Below are 19769 nucleotides of genomic sequence, written 5' to 3'. Positions count from 1 at the left end.
AACATCTGCCAGAAGGCTGATTTCATGTCCCACAATCCTACCGAAGTTTTCGCCGGCGGCGTCGTGCTGGCTGCTGCAGTTGCTTTTGCTGTCTATGCCGGTCAGGCGGCCGGCCTGTCGCGCGGCGGCTCGACTTACGACTTGAACGCCTCTTTCCGGTCTCTGGAAGGGGTCAGTGTTGGAACCGACGTTCGGCTGGCCGGAGTCAAGATCGGAACCGTGACCGGCGTCGGCCTGAACCCCGAAACCTTCCGCGCAGATACCATGTTCTCTGTCAATGAAGGCATCGAAATCCCGGATGACAGCGCGGTGGTGATCTCTTCCGAAGGGCTGCTGGGCGGTAACTTTGTTGAGATCATGCCCGGCGGCTCGCCCTTTGCTTTTGAAGCGGGCGATGAGATTGAGGATACCCAGGGCGCGGTCAGCCTGATTTCGCTGCTGGTCAAATTTGTCGCCGGCGGCGGCGAGGGCGATTCTTGATGCGCTTTGCGGCGGCGGCGGTGGCTTGTGCGCTGGCCATGCCGGCCTGGGGCCAGGAGCAGCCGGCGGCGCAGGGCAGTGCTGCGGTGCTGAGAGCGCTGGACAAGGTCAACGGCCATACCATGGATGCGGAAGTGGCCATCGGTGGCAGTTCGGAAATGTTCGGCCTGCTGGTGACCGTGTCGGACTGCCGCTATCCGTCGGAGAACCCGACCGGGGATGCCTTTGCCTATCTGACCGTGCGGGACCCCGATGATGGCGCAACGCATTTCCAGGGCTGGATGGTGGCCTCCAGTCCGGCACTCAACGCGCTGGACCACAACCGTTATGATGTCTGGGTCATGCGCTGCAGCAGCAGCTGAGGCCCGGGCACAGCCGGCCGGGCAAAATCCGCATCCGTCTTCAGGGCCTCGTGCAGTAAAGCCCGGTAGCGCGCGCGGGTGACTTCAATCCCGCCAAGAGACGCAAGATGCGCGGTCAGAAACTGGGTGTCGCACAGCCTGTAGCCGGCCTGCCGCAGCCTGTCCGTCAGATAGGCCAGCGCCACTTTGGAGGCATCCCGGCGGCGAGAGAACATACTCTCGCCGAAAAAGGCGCCGCCCAGCGAGACACCATAGGTGCCACCGGCCAGAACACCGTCCTGCCAAACCTCAAGCGAATGCGCGTTGCCCATCAGGTGCAGATCCAGATAGCGGTCGCGGATTTCGCCGTTGATCCAGGTTTCCGCCCGATCGGCGCAGCCGTCCACCACGCCGCCGAAATCCCGGTTCACGGTGATTTCAAAGCCGCCGTTGCGGATCCGTTTGGCCAGTGAGCGTGAGATGCGGAATCCGTTCAGCGGCAGGATGCCACGCCGCTTGGGGTCGACCCAGAACACTTCGGGGTCGTCGCGGTGTTCGGCCATCGGGAAAACACCGGCAGAATAGGCGTGCAGTAACAGATCCGCAGTCAAGCTCATGGTGTTGGCCAGTATAACGGGAAAATGCGGGTAAATGTAAAACGGGGCGCAGCCTGTGGCGCGCCCCGCTGAATTTATCCGGGCTGGTTTTCTTCCAGCCAGCGTTCCAGCCAGTGGATGCCGTAGTCCCCGGTGTGGATGTCCTGTTCCTGCAGCAGCGCATGGAACAGCGGCACCGTGGTGTCGATGCCGTCGATGATCAGCTCGCCCAGGGCGCGGTTCAGCCGGGCCAGCGCCTCGGTCCGGTCGCGGCCATGCACGATCAGCTTTCCGATCAGCGAGTCGTAGTATGGCGGGATCGAGTAGCCGTCATAAAGTGCTGAATCCATCCGCACACCCAACCCGCCGGGGGCGTGGTACTGGGTGATCTTGCCGGGGCAGGGGGCAAAGTTCGGCAGTTTCTCGGCGTTGATCCGGACCTCGATGGCGTGGCCGTTGATCTCCAGATCGTCCTGGGTGAACGACATCGGCAGGCCTTCGGCCACCCGGATCTGTTCGCGCACCAAGTCGACGCCAAAGATCGCCTCGGTCACCGGGTGCTCCACCTGCAGGCGGGTGTTCATCTCGATGAAGTAGAACTCGCCGTCCTCATAGAGGAATTCAACGGTACCGGCGCCGGAATAGCCCATTTTGCCAATGGCGTCGGCGCAGATCTTGCCGATGTGGGCGCGCTCTTCCGGGGTGATGCAGGGGCCGGGGGCCTCCTCGAACACCTTCTGGTGGCGGCGCTGCAGCGAGCAGTCGCGTTCCGCCAGATGGATGCCGGTCTCCTTGCCGTCGCCAAAGACCTGCACTTCGATGTGACGCGGCTTCTGGAGGTATTTCTCCATGTAGACTTCGTCATTGCCAAAGGCAGCCTTGGCTTCTGAACGGGCGGTGGAGAAGGCGGTCGTCAGCTCTTGTTCGTTCAGGGCCACTTTCATGCCGCGGCCGCCGCCGCCGGCGGTGGCCTTGATGATCACCGGATAACCCATGTCTGCTGCGGCTTTCTTGGCCGCGGCAATGTCAGGCACGCCGCCCTCAGATCCCGGCACTACCGGGATGCCAAGGTTCTGGGCGGTTTCCTTGGCGGTGATCTTGTCGCCCATGATGCGGATATGCGCTGCCGAGGGACCGATGAAGGTCAGCCCGTGGTCTTCGATAATCTGCACAAAGTTGGCGTTTTCCGACAGGAAGCCATAGCCCGGATGAATCGCCTGGGCGCCGGTGATCTCGGCGGCCGAGATGATGGCCGGGATCGACAGGTAGCTTTGGGTGCCGGACGGCGGACCGATGCAGACCGATTCATCGGCCATGCGCACGTGCATCGCATCGGCGTCCGCAGTGGAATGCACCGCAACCGATTTGATGCCCATTTCCCGGCAGGCACGGATGACGCGCAGGGCAATCTCGCCGCGGTTGGCAATCAGGATCTTGTCAAACATTGCAGATCCTTACTCGATGATGGCCAGGGGGGTTCCGAATTCAACGGCGGCGCCGTCTTCAACCAGAATGCGCTTCACGGTGCCCGATTTCGGCGCCGGAATGTGGTTCATGGTCTTCATCGCTTCGACGATCAGCAGGGTGTCGCCTTCGCTGACCTGCTGGCCCACGGAGATAAAGGCGGGCGAGCCGGGCTCGGCCTGCAGATAGACGGTGCCGACCATCGGCGAGGGCACGGCGCCTGGGTGGCTGGCCGGATCGTCGCTGGCGGCGGCGGGGGCTGCAGCGGCGGCAGCTGCTGCAATCGGAGCAGCTGCTGCGGCAGGCACGGCAACCTGCACCGGAGCAGCCATGGCGGTCTGGCGGGAGACACGCACATTCAGGCTGTCGTCGTCGCCATAATCGCGTTTGACCTGCAGCTCGGTCAGGTCGTTTTCGCGCAGCAGTTCCGCCAGCGCCTTGATGAATGCCACGTCAGCTTCGTGAGATTTGTTTGTCATATTGTCCTCAGCCAATTCCGACAGGCCCGCCAGGGCAGGCGGGCCGGAAATTAGGGCGCTTATAGGGCAAGGATTACCGCAAGGAAAGCGCCGTCGATCCGGGCTGTAACATGGAGGCAGATTGCCGGATTTGCAATTGCCGGACTGTTTTTTGTCTCACAACGGCATGCCGGTGAGTTTCGCCACCAGTTCCGGCAGCTTGCGGGCGCCGAATTTCCGCAGCAGATGCGCGCGGTGGCTTTCCACTGTGCGGTAGGACAGATCGAGTTGCTGGCCGATTTCCTTGGCCGACAGCCCTTTGCAGGTGAGGATCGCCACTTCACGCTCGCGCGGGGTAAGCGAGACCACCGGGCGGTCCTCGGAGATATCGGCAAAGGACCAGATGCCGGTCTGAAACGGCGTCTCGGGCGTCACTGAACGGCCGCGCACCCGGCACCAGAACAATTCCCCGGCGCGACGGCGCATGATGCGCTCGTCGCTGTAGCTGCCGCTTTTGGCCTCCGGCTGCTGCAGCAGGGCGCCGATGCGGTTGAAATCCTCCTGACTGGGGTAAAGCTCGGCAATTGGACGGCCGGTGTATTCTGCGGCTGCACCGCCGAAGGTGGCGGCAAACTGCAGGTTGCACCGCGTGATGACGCGGCGTTCCAGCACGGCAAGGCCCACAGGGGCATGGTCAAAGGCAAGATCGCTCATATGGTGTTTGTATCCCGGCCTTTCTGCGGAATTGAAGGGGCAGTTTACGTGCCGTGTTGCATGCTGAGAGCGGCAAGCCGGAGGGGAGAGGCGAATGAACATTGCAGTGTGGTTGCAGCGCATGGCGGCGGCGGACGCAGGCCGCCCTGCGTTGTTTCTGGGGCAGGAACCGGTTGCGGACTATTCAGGCTTTCACGCCCGCGCGGCATCTGTGGCGGGCTGGCTGCAGATGCAGGGCGTGCAGCCGGGGGACCGGGTCGGCATCTTCATGAAGAACTGCCCGGATTACCTGATCACGCTTTACGGCATTTGGTATGCGGGGGCGGCGGCGGTGCCGATCAATGCCAAGCTGCACGGTAAGGAAGCAGAGTTCATTCTGCAGAACTCCGGCGCCAATCTGGTGTTCACTTCGCCCGGGCGGACTGAGGCTGTTGACGGGACCGCGGCGGAAGTGCGCTGTGTGGACATCGCCGGAGCGGAGTACGCTGAAGCCATGCAGGCCGTGCCGGTGTCCGGGCCTGCCTTCCGTGCGCCTGGGGATTTGGCCTGGCTGTTTTACACTTCCGGCACCACCGGAAGGCCTAAGGGGGTGATGATCACCCACCGGATGCTGATGACCATGGCAATCGCCTATTTCGCCGATGTGGACCAGGTCAGTGCTGAGGATCACGCGCTTTATGCGGCGCCGATGAGCCACGGCGCGGGCATTTATGCAATCCAGCATGTGCTGGCTGGTGCGCGGCATGTCTGCCCGGTCTCGGGCGGCTTTGACGAAGCGGAGATTTTCGACCTGGCAGCCCATTTCGGGCGCGTGCATATGTTTGCCGCACCTACCATGGTTACAAGGATGACTTCGCAAGCGAAGCGGCTGGGCCGCAGCGGTGAGGGGCTGCGCACAGTGGTTTATGCGGGCGGTCCGATGTATGCTGCGGACATCGTTGAGGCGGAAGAGCATTTCGGCCCCAAGTTCGTGCAGGTCTATGGTCAGGGCGAATGCCCGATGGCGATCACCGCGCTGCCGCGCCACGATGTGCAGGACCGCAACCATCCGCGCTGGCGCGAGCGGCTGGCCAGCGTTGGCAGAGCGCAAAGCGCGGTGGAGGTGCGGATCGGCACGCCGGCGGGGGAGTTTCTGCCCGTTGGCAGCCACGGCGAAATCATGGTGCGCGGCGATGCGGTGATGCCCGGTTACTGGAACAATCCGGAGGCCACCGCCAAGACACTGGTAGATGGCTGGCTGATGACCGGTGACATGGGGGTTCTGGACGCGGACGGCTACCTGACGCTGCAGGACCGGTCCAAGGACATGATTATCACTGGCGGCTCCAACGTTTATCCGCGCGAGGTGGAGGAGGTGCTGCTGTTGCATCCGCAAGTGCGCGAGGTCTCGGTCGTGGGCCGGTCCCATGCGGACTGGGGCGAGGAAGTGGTGGCCTTTGTCGTCGGCGATGCGCGCGAGGCTGAACTGGACGATCTGTGCAACAGCCGGATTGCGCGGTTCAAACGCCCCAAGGCCTATATCCGCATCGAAACCCTGCCCAAGAACAACTATGGCAAAGTGCTGAAAACCGAACTGCGCAAGATGGTTTGAAACCGGGGTCAGACGGTGCGGGGGCTGGCGTCAGTTTCCGCACTTCCTGCAGGCTGCCGCTGTCCCATCAGCGTATCGATCAGCAGGCTCATCAGCTCGGCCCGATTGCTGGTGCCCGACTTGCGGTAAATCGCGTTAAGCTGTGCCTTGACGGTGCCCTCGGCGCTGCCGCGCATGGCGGCGATCTCAGCAGTGGACAGCCCCTTGACTAGAAAGGTCGCCACATCCAGTTCCGCCGGAGTCAGGCGCCAGTTGGCAAATTCCGCGCTGATGATGTCTTGAACCGCGGCCTGGGCTGCGCTCAGGCTCTCCTCCAGCTGCGCCTTGCGCCGCAGCAGCCACATCAAGATGCGGGTCTCGATCACGATGGCAGCCAGCAGGGCAATCGCTGCGAGCCCTTCGATATAGGCATGGGGGCCTTCAGCCGGCCCGGTATCCCCGGTGTCCATTCCGGCAAGATCTGCAAACATGTCGCCCAGGAAAATCGCCGCGCAAAGGGCTTGCACGGCGATCACGGCTATCAGGATCCAAGGCTGCGCCGGGCCGTGCAGGTTCTGGCTCATCGTCAGGTCTCCGCTGAACTGTCAGGCAAGTTCTTGTAACCGGTGATCATGGCGCGGGCCAGTCTGACTTTGGTGCGGCGGGCCTCGAACAGCACTGCACCCACATGCAGCAGGGCCGAGGCTTCCGCCCAATAGACGAGTGTTTCATGCAGCTCCTCCGGCCAGCCGGCGCTGTGAAACGGCGGCAGAGTCAGCAGCCATCCGGTAAGAACAATGCCCAGCAATGTCAGCAGCAGGTTGTAGATCATCAGCGCGCCTAAGGGGGAATGGCCCTTGTGGCTGTTTCGGCGCCTGGCGGCGATGTCTGCAAGCTGGCGGGTTGCAGCCTTCAGGTCGGGCGGAAAGCTGGAAAAGCGCGCATAGCGGCTGCCCGCCAGCCCCCAGAGCACACGCACGCCGATCAAGACGGTGATAAAGTAGCCAATGTAATGGTGAAGAGTTCCGTCAGGATCGGTGAACAGCGCATTGGCGGCAAAGCCCGCCGCCAGCAGCCAGTGAAACAGCCGCACCAGGGGATCCCAGACATATGAATTGTGCATGTTGCATCCTTCCGCCCCGGACACCGCCAAAGCGGGCCCGGAGCCGTTTCAAGCAGGTTGGGATCAATCGTCGTCTTCGCTGTCTTCGTCGATCTTCACGATCTCAAGCCGGTCGTTCAGGGTAAACTCGTATTCCTTGCCGTCCTTGGTGGCCTCGGCTTCGAACATCCCGTTTTCGGCTTCGATTTCTGTGACCTCATAACCCTGGCCGGTCAGCAGCTCCTGCAGCTTGGCCTCGGTCTCAGAGCTGACGGCCGTGCCGGAGGCCAGGGCCGCCGCGGCGGGCAGGGTGAGGGCGAGGGCCAGGAGTTTCACGGGGTTACGCATGATCATGTCCTTTCTGCGGTTTGTTGGCCCTGCACCGGAAGGTGCGGGCTGCAGCAGCGATTTCGGGGCCGCGGCAGCAAAACAGAATAGGCGCTGGGTTGGATGCAGGCAGAGAACGCTGGCATACAACCGGGGTTTATGACCGGAATTCAGGGGTTTCCTGCGCGCCGCTCCTGAGCCAGCCAGCAAAAAAAAAGAGGCCAGCCCTGGGAAAGAGCCGGCCTCAGTCAGCCAGTGCCGGCACGCGGGTGGCCGGCACGACGGAGATAAATTCTTGGGGTGTCCTTAGATGGCCAGGTATTCGGCGCGCAGTTCCTCGTTTTCCAGCACCTCGGCGGCAGTGCCGTCAAAGACGATGCCGCCGGTATCGAGGATCACTGCACGGTCCGCCAGTTCCAGGGCGCGCACCGCATTCTGCTCGACAATGATGGTTGTCATGCCCTGTTCCTTGATGTGGATGAGGGTCTTTTCGATCTCGTCGACGATCACCGGGGCGAGGCCCTCATAGGGTTCATCCAGCAACAGAACTTTGATGTCGCGGGCCAGCGCCCGGGCAATTGCCAGCATCTGCTGCTCGCCGCCCGACAGGGTCACACCCTCCTGTTTGCGACGTTCGCCGAGGCGCGGGAACAGATCATAGAGCCGTTCCAGCGACCAGCCGACGGGCGGCGCGATCTGTGCCAGCTGCAGGTTTTCCTCGACTGTCAGGCCGGGGATGATGCGGCGGTCTTCGGGCACGAGGCCCAGGCCTTCCGTCGCAGCCTCATGCGAGGCCATCTTGTGCAGAGGTTTATGATCCAGCCAGATTTCGCCGCGGGTCACCAGCGGCGAGCCGGTGCGGGCGATGGAACGCAGGGTTGAGGTCTTGCCTGCGCCGTTGCGGCCCAGCAGGGCCAGGATCTCGCCCTCGTGGACGTTGAAGCTGATGCCTTGGACAATATAGCTCTCGCCGTAGTAGGCGTGGACATCCCAGACCGACAGAAAGGCCGGGGCGGTGGTGGCCGCATTGGCGTTTTTGGAGAAATCGGGTTTGACGTTCATCTTGGTTCCTCCTTACGCGCTTTCGCCCAGATACGCTTCGCGCACCTTGGGGTTGCCGCGGATGTTCTGCGGGTCGTCTTCGACCAGCGGGGTACCCTGCGCCAATACAGTGATCCTGTTGGCGAGGCTGAACACCACATGCATGTCGTGTTCGATGATGGCGATGGTGATGTCGCGCTCGTCCGAGATCTGTTTCAGCAGGTCGATGGTGTTGTTGGTGTCAGCCCGCGCCATGCCCGCTGTAGGTTCGTCCAGCAGCAGCAGCCGGGGTTCTTGGCTCAGGCACATGCCGATCTCCAAGCGCCGCTTGTCGCCGCGGGACATGGCGGCGGCGTGCATGTGCCGCTTGTCCGCCATGTTCATCTCTTCCAGCATATGTTCGGCCTTTTGCAGGATGTCTTTCTGCTTCAGCACCGCGGACAGGGCGTTCAGTTCAAACGCGCCGTCCCTTTTGGCAAAACAGGGGATCATCATGTTTTCCAGCACCGTCAGATCGCCGAAGATCTCGGGCGTCTGAAACACGCGGGAAATGCCCATCTGGTTGATCTCGTAAGGGGCGCGGCCCAGCACAGACTTGCCGTCGAACATGACCGATCCGGTGTCGGGGATCAGCTTGCCCACCAGGCAGTTGAGCAGGGTGGACTTGCCTGCACCGTTCGGTCCGATAATCGCATGGACCGAGTTTTCCTTAACGCTGAGGTTCACCTCGGACAGTGCCTGCAAGCCGCCGAACCGTTTCCCCACATTTTTGACTTCAAGGATACCCATTGTTCTGTCTCCTTACTCCGCGGGGTTGGTTTCGCCGGACGTATTGCTGTCCTTGGCCTTGCGGCGGCTGAGCCAGCCTTTGATCCGCTGGCCGCCTTCGACCAGACCGCCGGGCAGGAAGATCACCACCAGCATGAACAGGATGCCCAGCGTCAGGTGCCAGCCTTTGCCGATGAAAGGATGCACGATGAAGACCAGCGCGTCTTCCATCCCGTCGGGCATGAAGCTGAACCAGCTGTGCAGCACGTTGTCGTTGATTTTCGAGAAGATGTTCTCGAAGTATTTGATGAAACCAGCACCCAAAACCGGGCCGATCAGCGTTCCGGCTCCGCCGAGGATGGTCATCAGAACCACTTCGCCGGAGGCGGTCCACTGCATCCGCTCAGCGCCTGCCAGCGGGTCCATTGAGGCCATCAGCCCGCCTGCCAGACCCGCATACATGCCAGAGATCACAAAGGCCGCCAGGGTGTAGGGCCGGGTGTTGAGACCGGTATAGTTCATCCGCTGCTGGTTCGACTTCACCGCCCGCAGCATCATGCCAAAGGGCGAACGGAAGATGCGGATCGACAGGTAAAAGGCCGCCAGCAGGATCAGCGCGCACAGGTAATAGCCCACGTTGAACTGGAAGGCCCAGGGGCCAATGGCCATCTCGAAGGTAGAGCGCATCTCAAGCCCGAACAGGCTGGTCACGGGGATCGAGCCGTCCGCGGTGGCGGAGACGCCCAGGATGCGGGGGTCGTCCAGGGTCAGCTGCAGGCCGGTCTCGCCATTGGTGATGGGCGTCAGCACCGAATAGGCCAGGTTGAACGACATTTGCGCAAAGGCCAGCGTCAGGATCGAAAAGTAGATCCCTGAGCGGCGCAAGCTGACAAAGCCGATCAGCAGCGCAAACAGGCCTGCGACAATGACCGACAACAGGATCGCCGGGATCACGTTCATGCCTACCAGCTTGAACATCCAGACGGCTGAGTAGGAACCGGCGCCCAGGAAGGCCGCATGGCCGAAGGACAGGTATCCGGTGAGGCCAAACAGGATGTTGAATCCGATGGCGAAGATCCCGAAGATCACGAACCGTTGCATCAGGTCCGGGTAGCCCGCGTTGAACTGCGCCATGGCGCTGTCCGTGGGAAAGGGGTTCAGGATGAAGGGGGCGAACAGCGTCAGACAGGCGACGATGATCAGCATAGAGGTGTCTTTTTTATCCAGTCCGAACATTGTCTTAGTCCTCCATCACGCCTTTGCGGCCCATCAGGCCCCGCGGGCGGGTCAGCAGAATGATGATTGCGACCACATAGATGATGATCTGGTCGATGCCGGGGATCAGCGATTTGATCTCGTTCATCGAAGCAAAGCTTTCGAGAACCCCCAGCAGGAAGCCCGCCAGCACCGCACCGGGCAGCGAGCCCATGCCGCCGACAACCACCACCACAAAGCTGAGCACCAGGAAATCCATGCCCATGTGGTAGTTGGGGGAGTTGATCGGGGTGTACATGACACCGGCCAGCCCAGCGACGGCGGCGGCAATGCCGAACATGATGGTAAAGCGGCGGTCGATGTTGATGCCCAGAAGACCCACGGTCTCGCGGTCGGCCATGCCGGCCCGCACCACCATGCCGAAGGTGGTGAACTGCAGGAAGCTGAAGATGCCGCCGATGATCAGCACCGCGAAGAAGAAATAGACCACGCGCCAGACCGGATAGATGATGTCCATGCCGATGAGGGCGCCAAGGTTCATCACCCCGTTCAGCGCATCCGGCGCCGGGGTCTGGATCGGGTTGGCGCCGTAGAAATACTTGATGACTTCCTGCAGCACGATGGCAAGGCCGAAGGTCACCAGGATCTGGTCGGCATGAGGGCGCTTGTAGAAATGCTTGATCAGCCCGCGTTCCATCACATAGCCGACGCCGATCATGATCGGGATGGCAAAGAGAATCGCCAGCGGCACGGCCCAGTCGATGATAGAGCCGCCGACTTCGGGGCCGAACCAGGCCTCGACGTAGGGGGTTTTCACCTTCAGCGGGTTGCCCAGAAAGTCGGTCTGGGTCTCGTCGACGGTTTCAAAGCTGAGGTTCAGAATACGCTGCAGGGTGACGGCGCAGAAGGCGCCGATCATGAACAGGGCCCCGTGGGCAAAGTTCACCACGCCCAGCGTGCCGAAAATGAGTGTCAAACCCAGCGCGATCAGCGCATAGGCCGAGCCTTTGTCGAGCCCGTTCAAGATTTGCAATAGGATTGCGTCCATGGGTCCCGCCCCCGGGTTAGTCTGGGTGGAAGAGATAGATTCCCGCTGTTCAGTGGCCTGAAGCCGCTGTGCTGACGGTCTGCGTCAGGCTGCCGGGAATGCGATGGGCCGGGCGCAGGGCGCCCGGCCGGAACCACTGGGCTTAGGCGCCCGGGTTGCAGGCACCCAGGTTGCCGCCGGCAAACATCGGGTGGTCCGGTGCGTATTCCACCTGTGCACGCGGCGTGACCTCGACCACTTCCAGAAGGTCGAATTCCGAGGTCGGGTTCTCCTTGCCGCGCACAACCAGAACGTCCTTGAAGCACTGGTGGTCTTCGGCGCGGTACAGGGTCTTGCCATTGCCCAGGCCGTCAAACTCAAACCCTTCCAGCGCTTCGACAACGCCACAGGGGTTGAACGTGCCCGCACGCTCGACTGCATCGGCGTAAAGCAGGGTCTGGCAGTAGGTGGTATGGGCAGCCTGGCTCGGCGGGAAGCCGTATTTGGTGCCGAAGGATTTCACAAAGGCCTTGGAGCCTTCATCCTGCAGCGTCCAGTGCCAGTTGGTGGAGCCGTGAATGCCTTTCACGTTGGCACCGGCGCCCTTGGCCATCAGGCGGGAGTAGAGCGGCACCACGATTTCGAAGTTCTTGCCGTTCACCACCTTGTCGCGCAGGCCGAACTGCACCGCGTTGGTCAGCGAGTTCACCATGTTGCCGCCATAGTGGTTCAGCACCAGCACGTCGGCGCCGGAGTTCAGCACCGGCGCGATGTAGGAGGAGAAGTCGGTTGCCGCCAGCGGGGTGCGGACCTTGTTCACGGTGTTCCAGCCCAGCGCTTCGGTGGCGGCTGCGATCGATTCCTCCTGGGTCCAGCCCCAGGTGTAGTCGGCGGTCAGGTGATAGGCAGTCCGGTCCGAGCCGTAGAGGTTCTTCAGCACCGGCGCCAGCGCCGCGCCCGACATGTAGCCGTTGAAGAAGTGGCGGAAACCATTGGCCTTTTTGTCCTTGCCAGTGGTGTCGTTCGAATGGGTCAGGCCGGCCATGAAGATCACGCCTGCCTCCTGGCAGAGGCCCTGCACCGCGATGGCAACGCCCGAGGAAGAGCCGCCGGTGATCATCACCGCGCCGTCTTTTTCAATCATCGATTTGGCTGAAGCGCGGGCAGCGTCGGATTTGGTCTGGGTGTCGCCGGTGACATATTCCACCTTCTTGCCCAGGATGCCGTTGCCCTGCAGCGCTTTGGAGCTGAAGGTGTTCATCATGCCGCCGTCGCCGCCGCCGTTCAGATGCTCAACCGCCAGCTCATAGGCGCGCAGCTCGTCGGCGCCCTCGTCAGCATAAGGGCCGGTCTGGGGCACGTTGAAGCCCAGGGTCACGGTGCCGCCGGTCGGCTCGTTGGTAAAGGCTGCGGCGGAAGAGGCAGTAAAGATTGTTGGCAGCGCCACACCGGCGCCTGCGATTGCGCCGGTCTTCAAGACTCTGCGGCGCGATGCGTCAAATTCAGACATGTATTCCTCCCTAATATGAATGGTGCCTTGCAGCTCCTCACTTCTGCTCGGTACCAGCACAATTTGTGCAAAGTCAGTATGAGTGCGGGGTGTAAATTCTGGCAATAAAACCCTTTTAAGGCTTGAAAATTCTGTAAACAACTGAACAGTATCCTACGGCATTCTGTAAATTTTGTTATATTGCAATGCAGAAAGCTGTTGAAAAGACAGTATTTTGGGAGGCCCCTTAGAATGGCACGCGATACCCTGACCGGCAGCCGGATCCGCGAACGCAGGCTGATCCTTGGAATGCGCCAGGCGGAACTAGCGCGCGCGACGGGGATTTCCGCCTCCTACCTCAACCTGATCGAACACAACCGGCGCAGAATCGGCGGCAAGCTGCTGGTTGATATCGCTGGGGTTTTGGGGGTGGAGCCTTCGATGCTGAGCGAGGGAGCGGAGGCGGCGCTGATATCTACCCTGCGGGAGGCGGCGGCGGACAGCGGCGTGCCGGTGGCTGAACTGGACCGGGTTGATGAATTTGCCGGCCGGTTTCCCGGCTGGGCCGAGGTTCTGGCAACCGGCCATCGCCGCATTGCCACGCTGGAGCGCACGGTGGAAACCCTGTCGGACCGGCTGACCCATGACCCTAATCTGGCGGCCTCGGTGCATGAGGTGCTGTCGACCGCTGCGGCGATCCGCTCCACCGCGTCGATCCTGGCGGAAACCGGCGAACTGGAGCCGGAATGGCGCGACCGGTTCCACAAAAACCTCAACGAAGATTCCCTGCGCCTGTCGGAGAGCAGCCGGGCACTGGTGAATTTTCTGGACGAGGGCGACACCAGCGACGACCGCCGTGGAATGCCGCAAGAAGAGGCCGAAGTCTTCTTTCAGGAAAACGGGTTTCACTTTCCTGCACTTGAAGATGGCTCCGCTGGTGCCGAGCAGCTGATCCAGACTGCCCCTGCTTTGACAAGCCCGGCGGCCCGCAGCCTGGCGCAGGCCGCCTTGACGCAATACCAGGCAGATGCCCGGGCCATGCCGCTGCACGCGCTGGAGGAGGAAATCCAGGCAAAAGGGGTTGCTCCGGTGGCGATTGCGCGCCGCTTTGCATGCGGGCTTTCTGCCGTGCTGCGCCGTTTGGCGGCGCTGCCGGAGGAGGTGCTGGGGCAAGAGGCCGGGCTGGTGGTCTGCGATGCCTCTGGCACGCTATTGTTCCGCAAGCCTGTGACCGGATTCGCGATGCCGCGGTTCGGGGCGTCCTGTCCGCTATGGCCGCTGTACACGGCGCTGGTGCATCCGAATGTCCCGGTGCGGCGCAATGTGCTGCAACAGGGGCGCAATGCGGCAGCCTTTGACTGCATGGCGGTGGCTTGGCCGCAGGAGATGCCGGATTTTGGCGCTGATCCTATGTACCGGGCGGTTATGCTGATCCTGCCCGGCGCCAAGGATGCCGAAGATCCGCAGCTGGTGGGCGCCAGCTGCCGGATATGTCCGCGCCAAGGCTGTCCGGCACGGCGCGAGCCGTCGATCCTGAAGGAAGAGTTTTGACAGTCACACAGCCGCGGGGCTAACCTGCACAAAAATGAATGCGTCTGCGGACCGGCCCGGCCGGCGGGCAGCGCCGGGAGGGAATTCTGCTGATGGGCAGGCATGTTGTTCTGATCGAAGACGAGCCGAATATCACCGAGGCCATCCGGTTTCTGCTGATGCGTGACGGCTGGAGCGTGGATGCGCATACCGATGGCGCCACCGCTGTGGAAGTGATCCGCGATGCCAATCCGGATCTGGTGATTCTGGACCTCATGCTGCCGGGCAAAAGCGGTCTGGAAATCGTGCGTGAGCTGCGCATGGAGGGTGGCATGGGCGCACTGCCTGTGCTGATGCTGACGGCCCGAGGCCAAATGCGAGACCGGGAAATGGCGGAAAAGGCGGGGGTGACGCGGTTTATGACCAAGCCCTTCTCCAATGCCGAAGTGCTGACGGCGGTGCGCGACCTGCACGCCCAGGCCGGCCAGGGATAATGCTGGGATGATCCGGGATGGTGACGCAGAAAAGCAAACGGGCACCCGCACGGAACGCCAGACCTACCGCCGCCGCAGGCTGATGGACATTGCCCGCCTGCTGCCGGTTCTGGGCGCATTGCTGCTGGCGCTGCCGCTGTTGTGGCCCGAAGCCTCCACCCATCCTGCCACGCGCGATGGTGTCACTATGTCTTCGGCCATCATCTATGTATTTGCCGTCTGGACAGGCCTGATCGGCGCTTGTTTTGCCTTTAGCCTCGCAGTGCAGCGGTGGGCGGATCACTGGACTGGCGGCGGGCCGGACAGGGCCGGGTCTCCGGACGGGGCAGAGGACAGCTGATGGCCTCCCTCAATGTGCTTGCCGTTGTTTGTCTCGCCTATGTGGCGTTTCTGTTTTTCATTGCCTTCTGGGCCGATCGGATGGCAACCCGTGGCAAAAGCGCCGCCTGGATGCGCTCGCCGCTGATCTATACGCTGTCGCTGTCGATCTATTGCACCGCCTGGACCTTTTACGGCGCCGTCGGCTATGCGGCGCGGTCAGGTCTGGAGTTCGTGACGATCTACCTTGGCCCCTCGCTGGTTATGATCGGATGGTGGTGGGGCCTGCGCAAATTGGTTCGGATCGGGCGCAGCCAGCGGATCACGTCTATCGCGGACCTGTTGTCGTCGCGATATGGCAAATCGAACCTGCTGGCGGCCGGCGTGACAATCCTCGCGGTGATTGGTGTCACGCCCTATATTTCGCTGCAGTTGCAATCCGTCACGCTGTCCTTTGCCATATTCGCCGAAGCCGACCCGTTGCGCAGCTACAATGAGACCTACACCGTGTTCTGGGTGGCGGCAGGGCTGGCGGTTTTTGCTATTCTGTTCGGCACCCGCAATCTGAACGCCAATGAACGCCACCACGGCGTGGTCACCGCGGTAGCGCTGGAGGCCATCGTCAAACTGGCGGCGTTGCTGGCGGTTGGGGTTTTTGTGGTTTGGGGCGTCGCCGGCGGTGTGGGTGAGACGCTGCAGAGAATAGATGCCTCGCAAATCGGCCAGTGGAACGTCGATGGCAGCCGCTGGGCCACCGTCACCTTTCTGGCCGCAGCGGCCTTTGTCTGCCTGCCGCGGATGTTCCAGGTGATGGTAGTGGAGAACGAGGATGAGCGGCATTTGCGGATCGCTTCCTGGGCGTTTCCGCTCTATCTGCTGCTGATTTCGATGTTTGTGGTGCCCATCGCTGCGGTGGGTCTGGAGTTGCTGCCCGCAGGCGCCAATCCGGACATGTTTGTACTGACAGTGCCGCTGCAGCAGGGGCAGCAGGGATTGGCAGTCCTGTCCTTCCTAGGCGGTTTTTCCTCGGCAACGTCGATGGTGATTGTGGCCGCCATGGCACTGTCGACGATGGTGTCGAACCATATCGTGATGCCGGTCTGGCTGCGGCTGCAGAACCGCCGGGCGTCGGTCTCTGGCGATGTGCGCAATGTAGTGCTGCTGTCACGGCGGGTGTCGATCGCGGTGATCATGGCGCTGGGGTATTTCTATTACCACCTGTCCGGCGGTGCCGCGGCACTGGCCGCCATCGGTCTGATCTCCTTTGCCGGTGTGGCGCAAATTCTGCCCGCGCTGGTTGGCGGGTTGTTCTGGCGCGGCGCCACCCGCAGCGGCGCACTGGCCGGGCTTTCGGTGGGGTTTGCCATCTGGCTCTACACCATGCTGCTGCCGGCATTGGGCGGCGGGCTTTTACCAGAGCATATCCTGCGCGATGGTCTGTTCGGCCTCAGCTGGCTGCGCCCGGAGGCGCTGTTCGGGATCGAAGGGATGGATCCGACGGTCCATGCCGTGATGTGGTCGATGAGTCTGAATGCGCTGGTGTTCTGCCTGGTGTCGCTGATGAGCTTTCCCAGCCCGCTGGAGCGGCTGCAGGGCGCGCAATTCGTCAATGTCTTTGATCATTCCGCCGGCCCGCGCGGCTGGACCGGATCGGTGGCGCAATGCGAAGACCTGATGATCATGTCGCAGCGGATTCTGGGTGCTGCAGAAGCGCAAGCGTTCTTTCAGCGCGAGCGGCTGCGGCAGGGCGGCCGCGGCCCGCTGCCGGAGCCGACACCGGCTTTTCTGGAACGGTTGGAGCGCGAGCTGAGCGCCTCCATCGGCGCGGCGGCAGCACACGCAATGATTGGCCAGATCGCCGGCGGCTCCTCGGTTTCGGTTGCGGATCTGCTGGCGGTTGCAGATGAAACCGCCCAGATGCTGGAGTATTCCAGCCGCTTGGAGACGCAATCGGCAGAGCTGACAGCGACAGCACGCAAGTTGCGGGAAACAAACGAGAAGCTTACGCAAATCTCCGAGCAAAAGGACGCCTTCCTTAGCCAGGTCAGCCATGAGTTGCGCACGCCGATGACCTCGATCCGGGCGTTTTCGGAAATTTTGCGCGATGACGGGCAGCTGAGTGGGCAGGATCAGCGCCACTATGCCGGGATCATCCATGACGAAACGCTGCGGCTGACCCGGCTGCTCAACGATCTTCTGGACCTCAGCGTGCTGGAGAACGGCCAAGTGAGCCTTAACATGTCGGCGGGCGCGCTGCCGGACGTGCTGGACCATGCGGTTGCTGCCGCACTGGCGGGATCGGACCGTCCGCTCAAGGTTCGCCGCAATCCTGCAACAGAAGGGTTCCGCATATCTTCCGACCTCGACCGGCTGGCGCAGGTCTTTATCAACCTGATCGCCAACGCCCAGAAGTATTGCGATGCCGCGGAGCCGGAGCTGTCCATTTCCGCCTCCGCAACCAGCGGGTGGCTGCAGATCGACTTCACCGACAACGGCAGCGGCGTGCCGGCAGAATTTCAACAGATGATTTTCGAGAAATTCTCGCGCGTCAGCCCCGAGCGGGCAGGCGGGGCCGGGCTTGGCCTCGCAATCTGCCGGGAGGTCATGCAACGGCTGGGCGGCAATGTTTCCTATCTGCCGGGGCACGGCGGCGGCGCATTCCGGGTTTCCTTACCCGCGGCAGGCGAAAAGGCTGCGTAACCCGCCTGAAATACAGGAGTTGTTAACCCCCTTTCGGGTAAAACCGGGGAAACGGGACGCGCAAGGGGCAGGTTAAACAGCCTATGTCTGAAATAGAAGCAGCAGAGGCAGGCAGCAGCAAGCAGGGTGTGCTTGCACGCAAGCTGGCAGCGACAAAGGAAGGCGTGGGGGCGCTTGCCAGCTCCCTGACGCTGAAGGCTTTGCGCCGGTCGGTTGCGCGGGCGGCTGCGGACCTGTGCGGTCTGCCGGTGGCAGTTCTGGCTGCCCGGCAATCCAACCGCATTCCCGAGGATCTGGCTGACCAGCTGTCGGATAAGGATCTTCTGGTGGTGCTGGACTGCCCGCATGGCAGAATGGGTGCGGCCAGCATGGATGCGGCCACGGTAACTGCGCTGATCCAGCAGCAGACCATCGGCACGGTGATGGGCAAAGCACCGGACGAGCGTCACTATACCCCGACAGATGCAGCCATGACGGCAGAGTTTCTGGAACGCACCTTTGCCAAGGTTTTCGCGATGCTGGATGGGCACGCGGACCAGACAATCTTCACCGGTTACCGCTTTGGCGCACAGGTTGAAAATGTGCGCAGCCTGGTGCTGGGCATGGAGGCTGAGGATTACCGGGTGATCGAACTGAACCTGGACCTGGCCTGCGGCGCCATGCAGGGCGTGATGAAGCTGATTCTTCCGGAACCCACTGCCGAAGAGCTGCAGGACGGCCAGGGGAACGGTGCCCAAGGTCCATCTCTGGGCCGCAACCTGGGGGCAATCCGGGCGGAGCTGTCGGCAGTTTTGTGCAAGATGCGGGTGCCCTTGAGGGATTTTGCCGGTCTCAAAGTCGGCGATTCGCTGCCGCTGGATTCCGCCTACCTGTATGAAACCGACCTTCTGACCATTGGAGGCCAGTCGGTTGCGCAGGGGCGCCTGGGCCAGATGAACGGCGCGCGCGCGGTCCGGCTGAATCAGTCCGGGGCCAGGCTGGCAGGCGATGCCGGGGCAGAAGGAATGGGGTTCTCCGACGGGGCAGGCACCGATCTGATGGGCGGCGGACCTCCCGCACTCGATATGGGAATCGCCGCGCAGGGCCTGCAGGACCCGATGGACGACACGGGCCTGCCTGCGTTGGAAGCGGCACCGGGACTGGGCGGCGGCGGTCTTGGTATGGACAGCGATGGGCTTCCTGCGCTGGGTGACGGCGGATTTGACGGCGGCATGGGGGGCATGGGCGGCCTGGACGACGCCATGGGCGGAATGGGCGCAATGGATTTGCCAGGTCTCGGCGACGATGGCGCTTTGGGCATGGATGGGCTGGACGGCGGTTTGCCTGACTTGCCTGATCTTCCTGCTGTCGACTTGGGGGATTTTGACCCAGGGGATGCGGCGGCAGAAATCTCGCAATTGGCCGGGCTGGATGGCGCATTGCCGGGAAGCAACTGATTTATTCGGTTCTCCGCGCTGCGCGCGGGCGCCAATCGGCCCTGAAATCCAGGACCTTTGCCGGGAGCCGCCGCGGGCAGCCATACCCTCTTAGTCGTTCCAAACCTAGGCTGCCTGCGCAACTATCCAGGGCAGGCTCCTAGTGCTGTTGACGCACGGCGCTGCGCCCAAGGATGATCAGAATTGGCGGGATCCGGGTTTCCTGCGCTGGCCAACGGCTTGGCCGCTGCCTGCAATGTCTCACGCAGGCAGTATTTTCACAGGATTAATTGTCAGCCAGGGAATCTAGTGCTGGCCGCAACCCGTCCAGCTGATAGCCGGCCGCTGCGGTTTTTTGCAGAATGTCATCGGCGCACATATCGCAGGCCTGGCTGAGCGCCCAGACCACCGAACAGCGGGTGCCGGACGCGCAATAGGCCAATACCGGGCCTTCGCAGCCTTCATACAGCGCCCGCTGGCGGGCCGCGTTCTCGGGTGTCATGGTCTGATGGGTGAGCGGCAGAACCTCGAACCGCAGCCCGGCGGCTTCGGCGGCTGCGCGGATCGCCTCTGCCTGATGGCTGGGCGGCACTTCCGCGTCCGGCCGGTTGCAGATCACTGTCTTGAAGCCGGCGCCGGCAATGGCGGGCAGGTCCTCAGCCGAAATCTGCGGCGAGACTGAATAGCGGGGGGTGATTACGCGTGCATCCATATCCTGAG

21 protein-coding genes are annotated in these 19769 nt (G+C 62.3%); 8 read left to right on the top strand and 13 right to left on the bottom strand.

Annotated elements, in window-relative coordinates; genetic code table 11:
• Positions 1 to 24: 24 nt before the first annotated feature.
• Both mlaD and AQUI_RS0120990 read left to right on the top strand, forming a co-directional pair.
• Positions 25 to 480: an outer membrane lipid asymmetry maintenance protein MlaD gene (gene mlaD / locus AQUI_RS0120995; protein WP_027259267.1), complete on the top strand. Its 456-nt coding sequence runs from the start codon at positions 25 to 27 to the stop codon at positions 478 to 480.
• Entirely contained in the window at positions 480 to 842 is a 363-nt protein-coding gene (locus tag AQUI_RS0120990; protein ID WP_027259266.1) for a DUF2155 domain-containing protein, read from the top strand. The genes mlaD and AQUI_RS0120990 overlap by 1 nt, the downstream gene beginning before the upstream one ends.
• Here the strand turns inward: AQUI_RS0120990 and aat are convergent.
• The 4 genes from aat to AQUI_RS0120970 form a co-directional block, all read right to left on the bottom strand.
• A complete protein-coding gene (gene aat / locus AQUI_RS0120985; protein ID WP_027259265.1) occupies positions 806 to 1438 on the bottom strand; it encodes a leucyl/phenylalanyl-tRNA--protein transferase in 633 nt (210 codons plus the stop codon). The genes AQUI_RS0120990 and aat overlap by 37 nt on opposite strands.
• A 74-nt stretch (positions 1439 to 1512) precedes the next feature.
• Entirely contained in the window at positions 1513 to 2862 is a 1350-nt protein-coding gene (gene accC, locus AQUI_RS0120980; RefSeq protein ID WP_027259264.1) for an acetyl-CoA carboxylase biotin carboxylase subunit, read from the bottom strand.
• A gap of 9 nt (positions 2863 to 2871) precedes the next feature.
• Positions 2872 to 3360 (bottom strand): acetyl-CoA carboxylase biotin carboxyl carrier protein, encoded by a 489-nt coding sequence (accB, locus tag AQUI_RS0120975; RefSeq protein ID WP_027259263.1) that lies wholly within the window; start codon positions 3358 to 3360, stop codon positions 2872 to 2874.
• A 156-nt stretch (positions 3361 to 3516) separates the two neighbouring features.
• The gene (locus AQUI_RS0120970) at positions 3517 to 4053 is read right to left on the bottom strand and encodes a PAS and helix-turn-helix domain-containing protein (protein ID WP_027259262.1); all 537 of its coding nucleotides are present in this window, start codon (positions 4051 to 4053) and stop codon (positions 3517 to 3519) included.
• Between the two features lie 94 nt (positions 4054 to 4147).
• On the opposite strand from AQUI_RS0120970, the gene AQUI_RS0120965 reads away from it, so the two are divergent.
• Positions 4148 to 5644 carry a class I adenylate-forming enzyme family protein gene (locus tag AQUI_RS0120965; RefSeq protein ID WP_027259261.1) on the top strand — a complete coding sequence of 499 codons (1497 nt, stop codon included), beginning with the start codon at positions 4148 to 4150 and terminating at the stop codon, positions 5642 to 5644.
• Between the two features lie 8 nt (positions 5645 to 5652).
• Here the strand turns inward: AQUI_RS0120965 and AQUI_RS0120960 are convergent, their stop codons facing one another.
• The 8 genes from AQUI_RS0120960 to AQUI_RS0120925 all read right to left on the bottom strand — a co-directional run bounded on the left by AQUI_RS0120960 (position 5653) and on the right by AQUI_RS0120925 (position 12613).
• Positions 5653 to 6207, bottom strand: coding sequence for a helix-turn-helix transcriptional regulator (locus AQUI_RS0120960; protein ID WP_027259260.1), 555 nt, complete (start codon positions 6205 to 6207; stop codon positions 5653 to 5655).
• 2 nt (positions 6208 to 6209) lie between these two features.
• Positions 6210 to 6746, bottom strand: a complete 537-nt coding sequence (locus tag AQUI_RS0120955; RefSeq protein WP_027259259.1) for a cytochrome b/b6 domain-containing protein — start codon at positions 6744 to 6746, stop codon at positions 6210 to 6212.
• Positions 6747 to 6809: 63 nt separating this feature from the next.
• A complete protein-coding gene (locus AQUI_RS0120950; protein ID WP_027259258.1) occupies positions 6810 to 7073 on the bottom strand; it encodes a PepSY domain-containing protein in 264 nt (87 codons plus the stop codon).
• A 285-nt stretch (positions 7074 to 7358) separates the two neighbouring features.
• Complete coding sequence (locus tag AQUI_RS0120945) at positions 7359 to 8114, bottom strand: ABC transporter ATP-binding protein (RefSeq protein ID WP_027259257.1); 756 nt, start codon at positions 8112 to 8114, stop codon at positions 7359 to 7361.
• Between the two features lie 12 nt (positions 8115 to 8126).
• The gene (locus AQUI_RS0120940; protein ID WP_027259256.1) at positions 8127 to 8882 is read right to left on the bottom strand and encodes an ABC transporter ATP-binding protein; all 756 of its coding nucleotides are present in this window, start codon (positions 8880 to 8882) and stop codon (positions 8127 to 8129) included.
• Positions 8883 to 8894: 12 nt separating this feature from the next.
• Positions 8895 to 10097, bottom strand: coding sequence for a branched-chain amino acid ABC transporter permease (locus tag AQUI_RS0120935; protein WP_027259255.1), 1203 nt, complete (start codon positions 10095 to 10097; stop codon positions 8895 to 8897).
• A 4-nt stretch (positions 10098 to 10101) separates the two neighbouring features.
• Positions 10102 to 11124: a branched-chain amino acid ABC transporter permease gene (locus AQUI_RS0120930; RefSeq protein WP_027259254.1), complete on the bottom strand. Its 1023-nt coding sequence runs from the start codon at positions 11122 to 11124 to the stop codon at positions 10102 to 10104.
• Positions 11125 to 11266: 142 nt separating this feature from the next.
• Positions 11267 to 12613 carry a substrate-binding protein gene (locus AQUI_RS0120925; protein WP_027259253.1) on the bottom strand — a complete coding sequence of 449 codons (1347 nt, stop codon included), beginning with the start codon at positions 12611 to 12613 and terminating at the stop codon, positions 11267 to 11269.
• A 231-nt stretch (positions 12614 to 12844) separates the two neighbouring features.
• Here AQUI_RS0120925 and AQUI_RS0120920 point away from each other — a divergent pair, with 231 nt between their 5' ends.
• From AQUI_RS0120920 to AQUI_RS0120900, 5 genes are all read left to right on the top strand, one after another.
• Positions 12845 to 14143, top strand: coding sequence for a helix-turn-helix domain-containing protein (locus AQUI_RS0120920; protein WP_027259252.1), 1299 nt, complete (start codon positions 12845 to 12847; stop codon positions 14141 to 14143).
• Positions 14144 to 14235: 92 nt separating this feature from the next.
• On the top strand, positions 14236 to 14616 hold the full coding sequence (locus AQUI_RS0120915; protein ID WP_027259251.1) for a response regulator transcription factor: 381 nt from the start codon (positions 14236 to 14238) through the stop codon (positions 14614 to 14616).
• Between the two features lie 7 nt (positions 14617 to 14623).
• Positions 14624 to 14956 carry a hypothetical protein gene (locus tag AQUI_RS0120910; protein ID WP_027259250.1) on the top strand — a complete coding sequence of 111 codons (333 nt, stop codon included), beginning with the start codon at positions 14624 to 14626 and terminating at the stop codon, positions 14954 to 14956.
• Positions 14956 to 17634 (top strand): ATP-binding protein, encoded by a 2679-nt coding sequence (locus tag AQUI_RS0120905; RefSeq protein WP_027259249.1) that lies wholly within the window; start codon positions 14956 to 14958, stop codon positions 17632 to 17634. The genes AQUI_RS0120910 and AQUI_RS0120905 overlap by 1 nt, the downstream gene beginning before the upstream one ends.
• 83 nt (positions 17635 to 17717) lie before the next feature.
• The gene (locus AQUI_RS0120900; protein ID WP_027259248.1) at positions 17718 to 19070 is read left to right on the top strand and encodes a FliM/FliN family flagellar motor C-terminal domain-containing protein; all 1353 of its coding nucleotides are present in this window, start codon (positions 17718 to 17720) and stop codon (positions 19068 to 19070) included.
• A gap of 265 nt (positions 19071 to 19335) precedes the next feature.
• On the opposite strand, the gene AQUI_RS0120895 is transcribed toward AQUI_RS0120900, so the two are convergent.
• Positions 19336 to 19761 carry a protein tyrosine phosphatase family protein gene (locus AQUI_RS0120895; protein WP_027259247.1) on the bottom strand — a complete coding sequence of 142 codons (426 nt, stop codon included), beginning with the start codon at positions 19759 to 19761 and terminating at the stop codon, positions 19336 to 19338.
• Positions 19762 to 19769 lie beyond the last annotated feature (8 nt).

The sequence above is a fragment of the Leisingera aquimarina DSM 24565 genome (genome assembly GCF_000473165.1).
GTDB lineage: Bacteria > Pseudomonadota > Alphaproteobacteria > Rhodobacterales > Rhodobacteraceae > Leisingera > Leisingera aquimarina.
This window is presented reverse-complemented; position numbering and strand designations above follow the sequence as displayed.

Coding starts and splice junctions, on each gene's coding strand:
- AQUI_RS0120920 (WP_027259252.1), top strand. CDS start 12,845: ATGGCACGCGATACCCTGACCGGCAGCCGGATCCGCGAACGCAGGCTG.
- AQUI_RS0120910 (WP_027259250.1), top strand. CDS start 14,624: ATGATCCGGGATGGTGACGCAGAAAAGCAAACGGGCACCCGCACGGAA.
- AQUI_RS0120895 (WP_027259247.1), bottom strand. CDS start 19,761: ATGGATGCACGCGTAATCACCCCCCGCTATTCAGTCTCGCCGCAGATT.
- AQUI_RS0120900 (WP_027259248.1), top strand. CDS start 17,718: ATGTCTGAAATAGAAGCAGCAGAGGCAGGCAGCAGCAAGCAGGGTGTG.
- accB (WP_027259263.1), bottom strand. CDS start 3,360: ATGACAAACAAATCTCACGAAGCTGACGTGGCATTCATCAAGGCGCTG.
- AQUI_RS0120965 (WP_027259261.1), top strand. CDS start 4,148: ATGAACATTGCAGTGTGGTTGCAGCGCATGGCGGCGGCGGACGCAGGC.
- AQUI_RS0120955 (WP_027259259.1), bottom strand. CDS start 6,746: ATGCACAATTCATATGTCTGGGATCCCCTGGTGCGGCTGTTTCACTGG.
- AQUI_RS0120960 (WP_027259260.1), bottom strand. CDS start 6,207: ATGAGCCAGAACCTGCACGGCCCGGCGCAGCCTTGGATCCTGATAGCC.
- AQUI_RS0120945 (WP_027259257.1), bottom strand. CDS start 8,114: ATGAACGTCAAACCCGATTTCTCCAAAAACGCCAATGCGGCCACCACC.
- AQUI_RS0120930 (WP_027259254.1), bottom strand. CDS start 11,124: ATGGACGCAATCCTATTGCAAATCTTGAACGGGCTCGACAAAGGCTCG.
- AQUI_RS0120905 (WP_027259249.1), top strand. CDS start 14,956: ATGGCCTCCCTCAATGTGCTTGCCGTTGTTTGTCTCGCCTATGTGGCG.
- AQUI_RS0120950 (WP_027259258.1), bottom strand. CDS start 7,073: ATGCGTAACCCCGTGAAACTCCTGGCCCTCGCCCTCACCCTGCCCGCC.
- AQUI_RS0120990 (WP_027259266.1), top strand. CDS start 480: ATGCGCTTTGCGGCGGCGGCGGTGGCTTGTGCGCTGGCCATGCCGGCC.
- AQUI_RS0120915 (WP_027259251.1), top strand. CDS start 14,236: ATGGGCAGGCATGTTGTTCTGATCGAAGACGAGCCGAATATCACCGAG.
- aat (WP_027259265.1), bottom strand. CDS start 1,438: ATGAGCTTGACTGCGGATCTGTTACTGCACGCCTATTCTGCCGGTGTT.
- mlaD (WP_027259267.1), top strand. CDS start 25: ATGTCCCACAATCCTACCGAAGTTTTCGCCGGCGGCGTCGTGCTGGCT.
- AQUI_RS0120935 (WP_027259255.1), bottom strand. CDS start 10,097: ATGTTCGGACTGGATAAAAAAGACACCTCTATGCTGATCATCGTCGCC.
- AQUI_RS0120940 (WP_027259256.1), bottom strand. CDS start 8,882: ATGGGTATCCTTGAAGTCAAAAATGTGGGGAAACGGTTCGGCGGCTTG.
- AQUI_RS0120970 (WP_027259262.1), bottom strand. CDS start 4,053: ATGAGCGATCTTGCCTTTGACCATGCCCCTGTGGGCCTTGCCGTGCTG.
- AQUI_RS0120925 (WP_027259253.1), bottom strand. CDS start 12,613: ATGTCTGAATTTGACGCATCGCGCCGCAGAGTCTTGAAGACCGGCGCA.
- accC (WP_027259264.1), bottom strand. CDS start 2,862: ATGTTTGACAAGATCCTGATTGCCAACCGCGGCGAGATTGCCCTGCGC.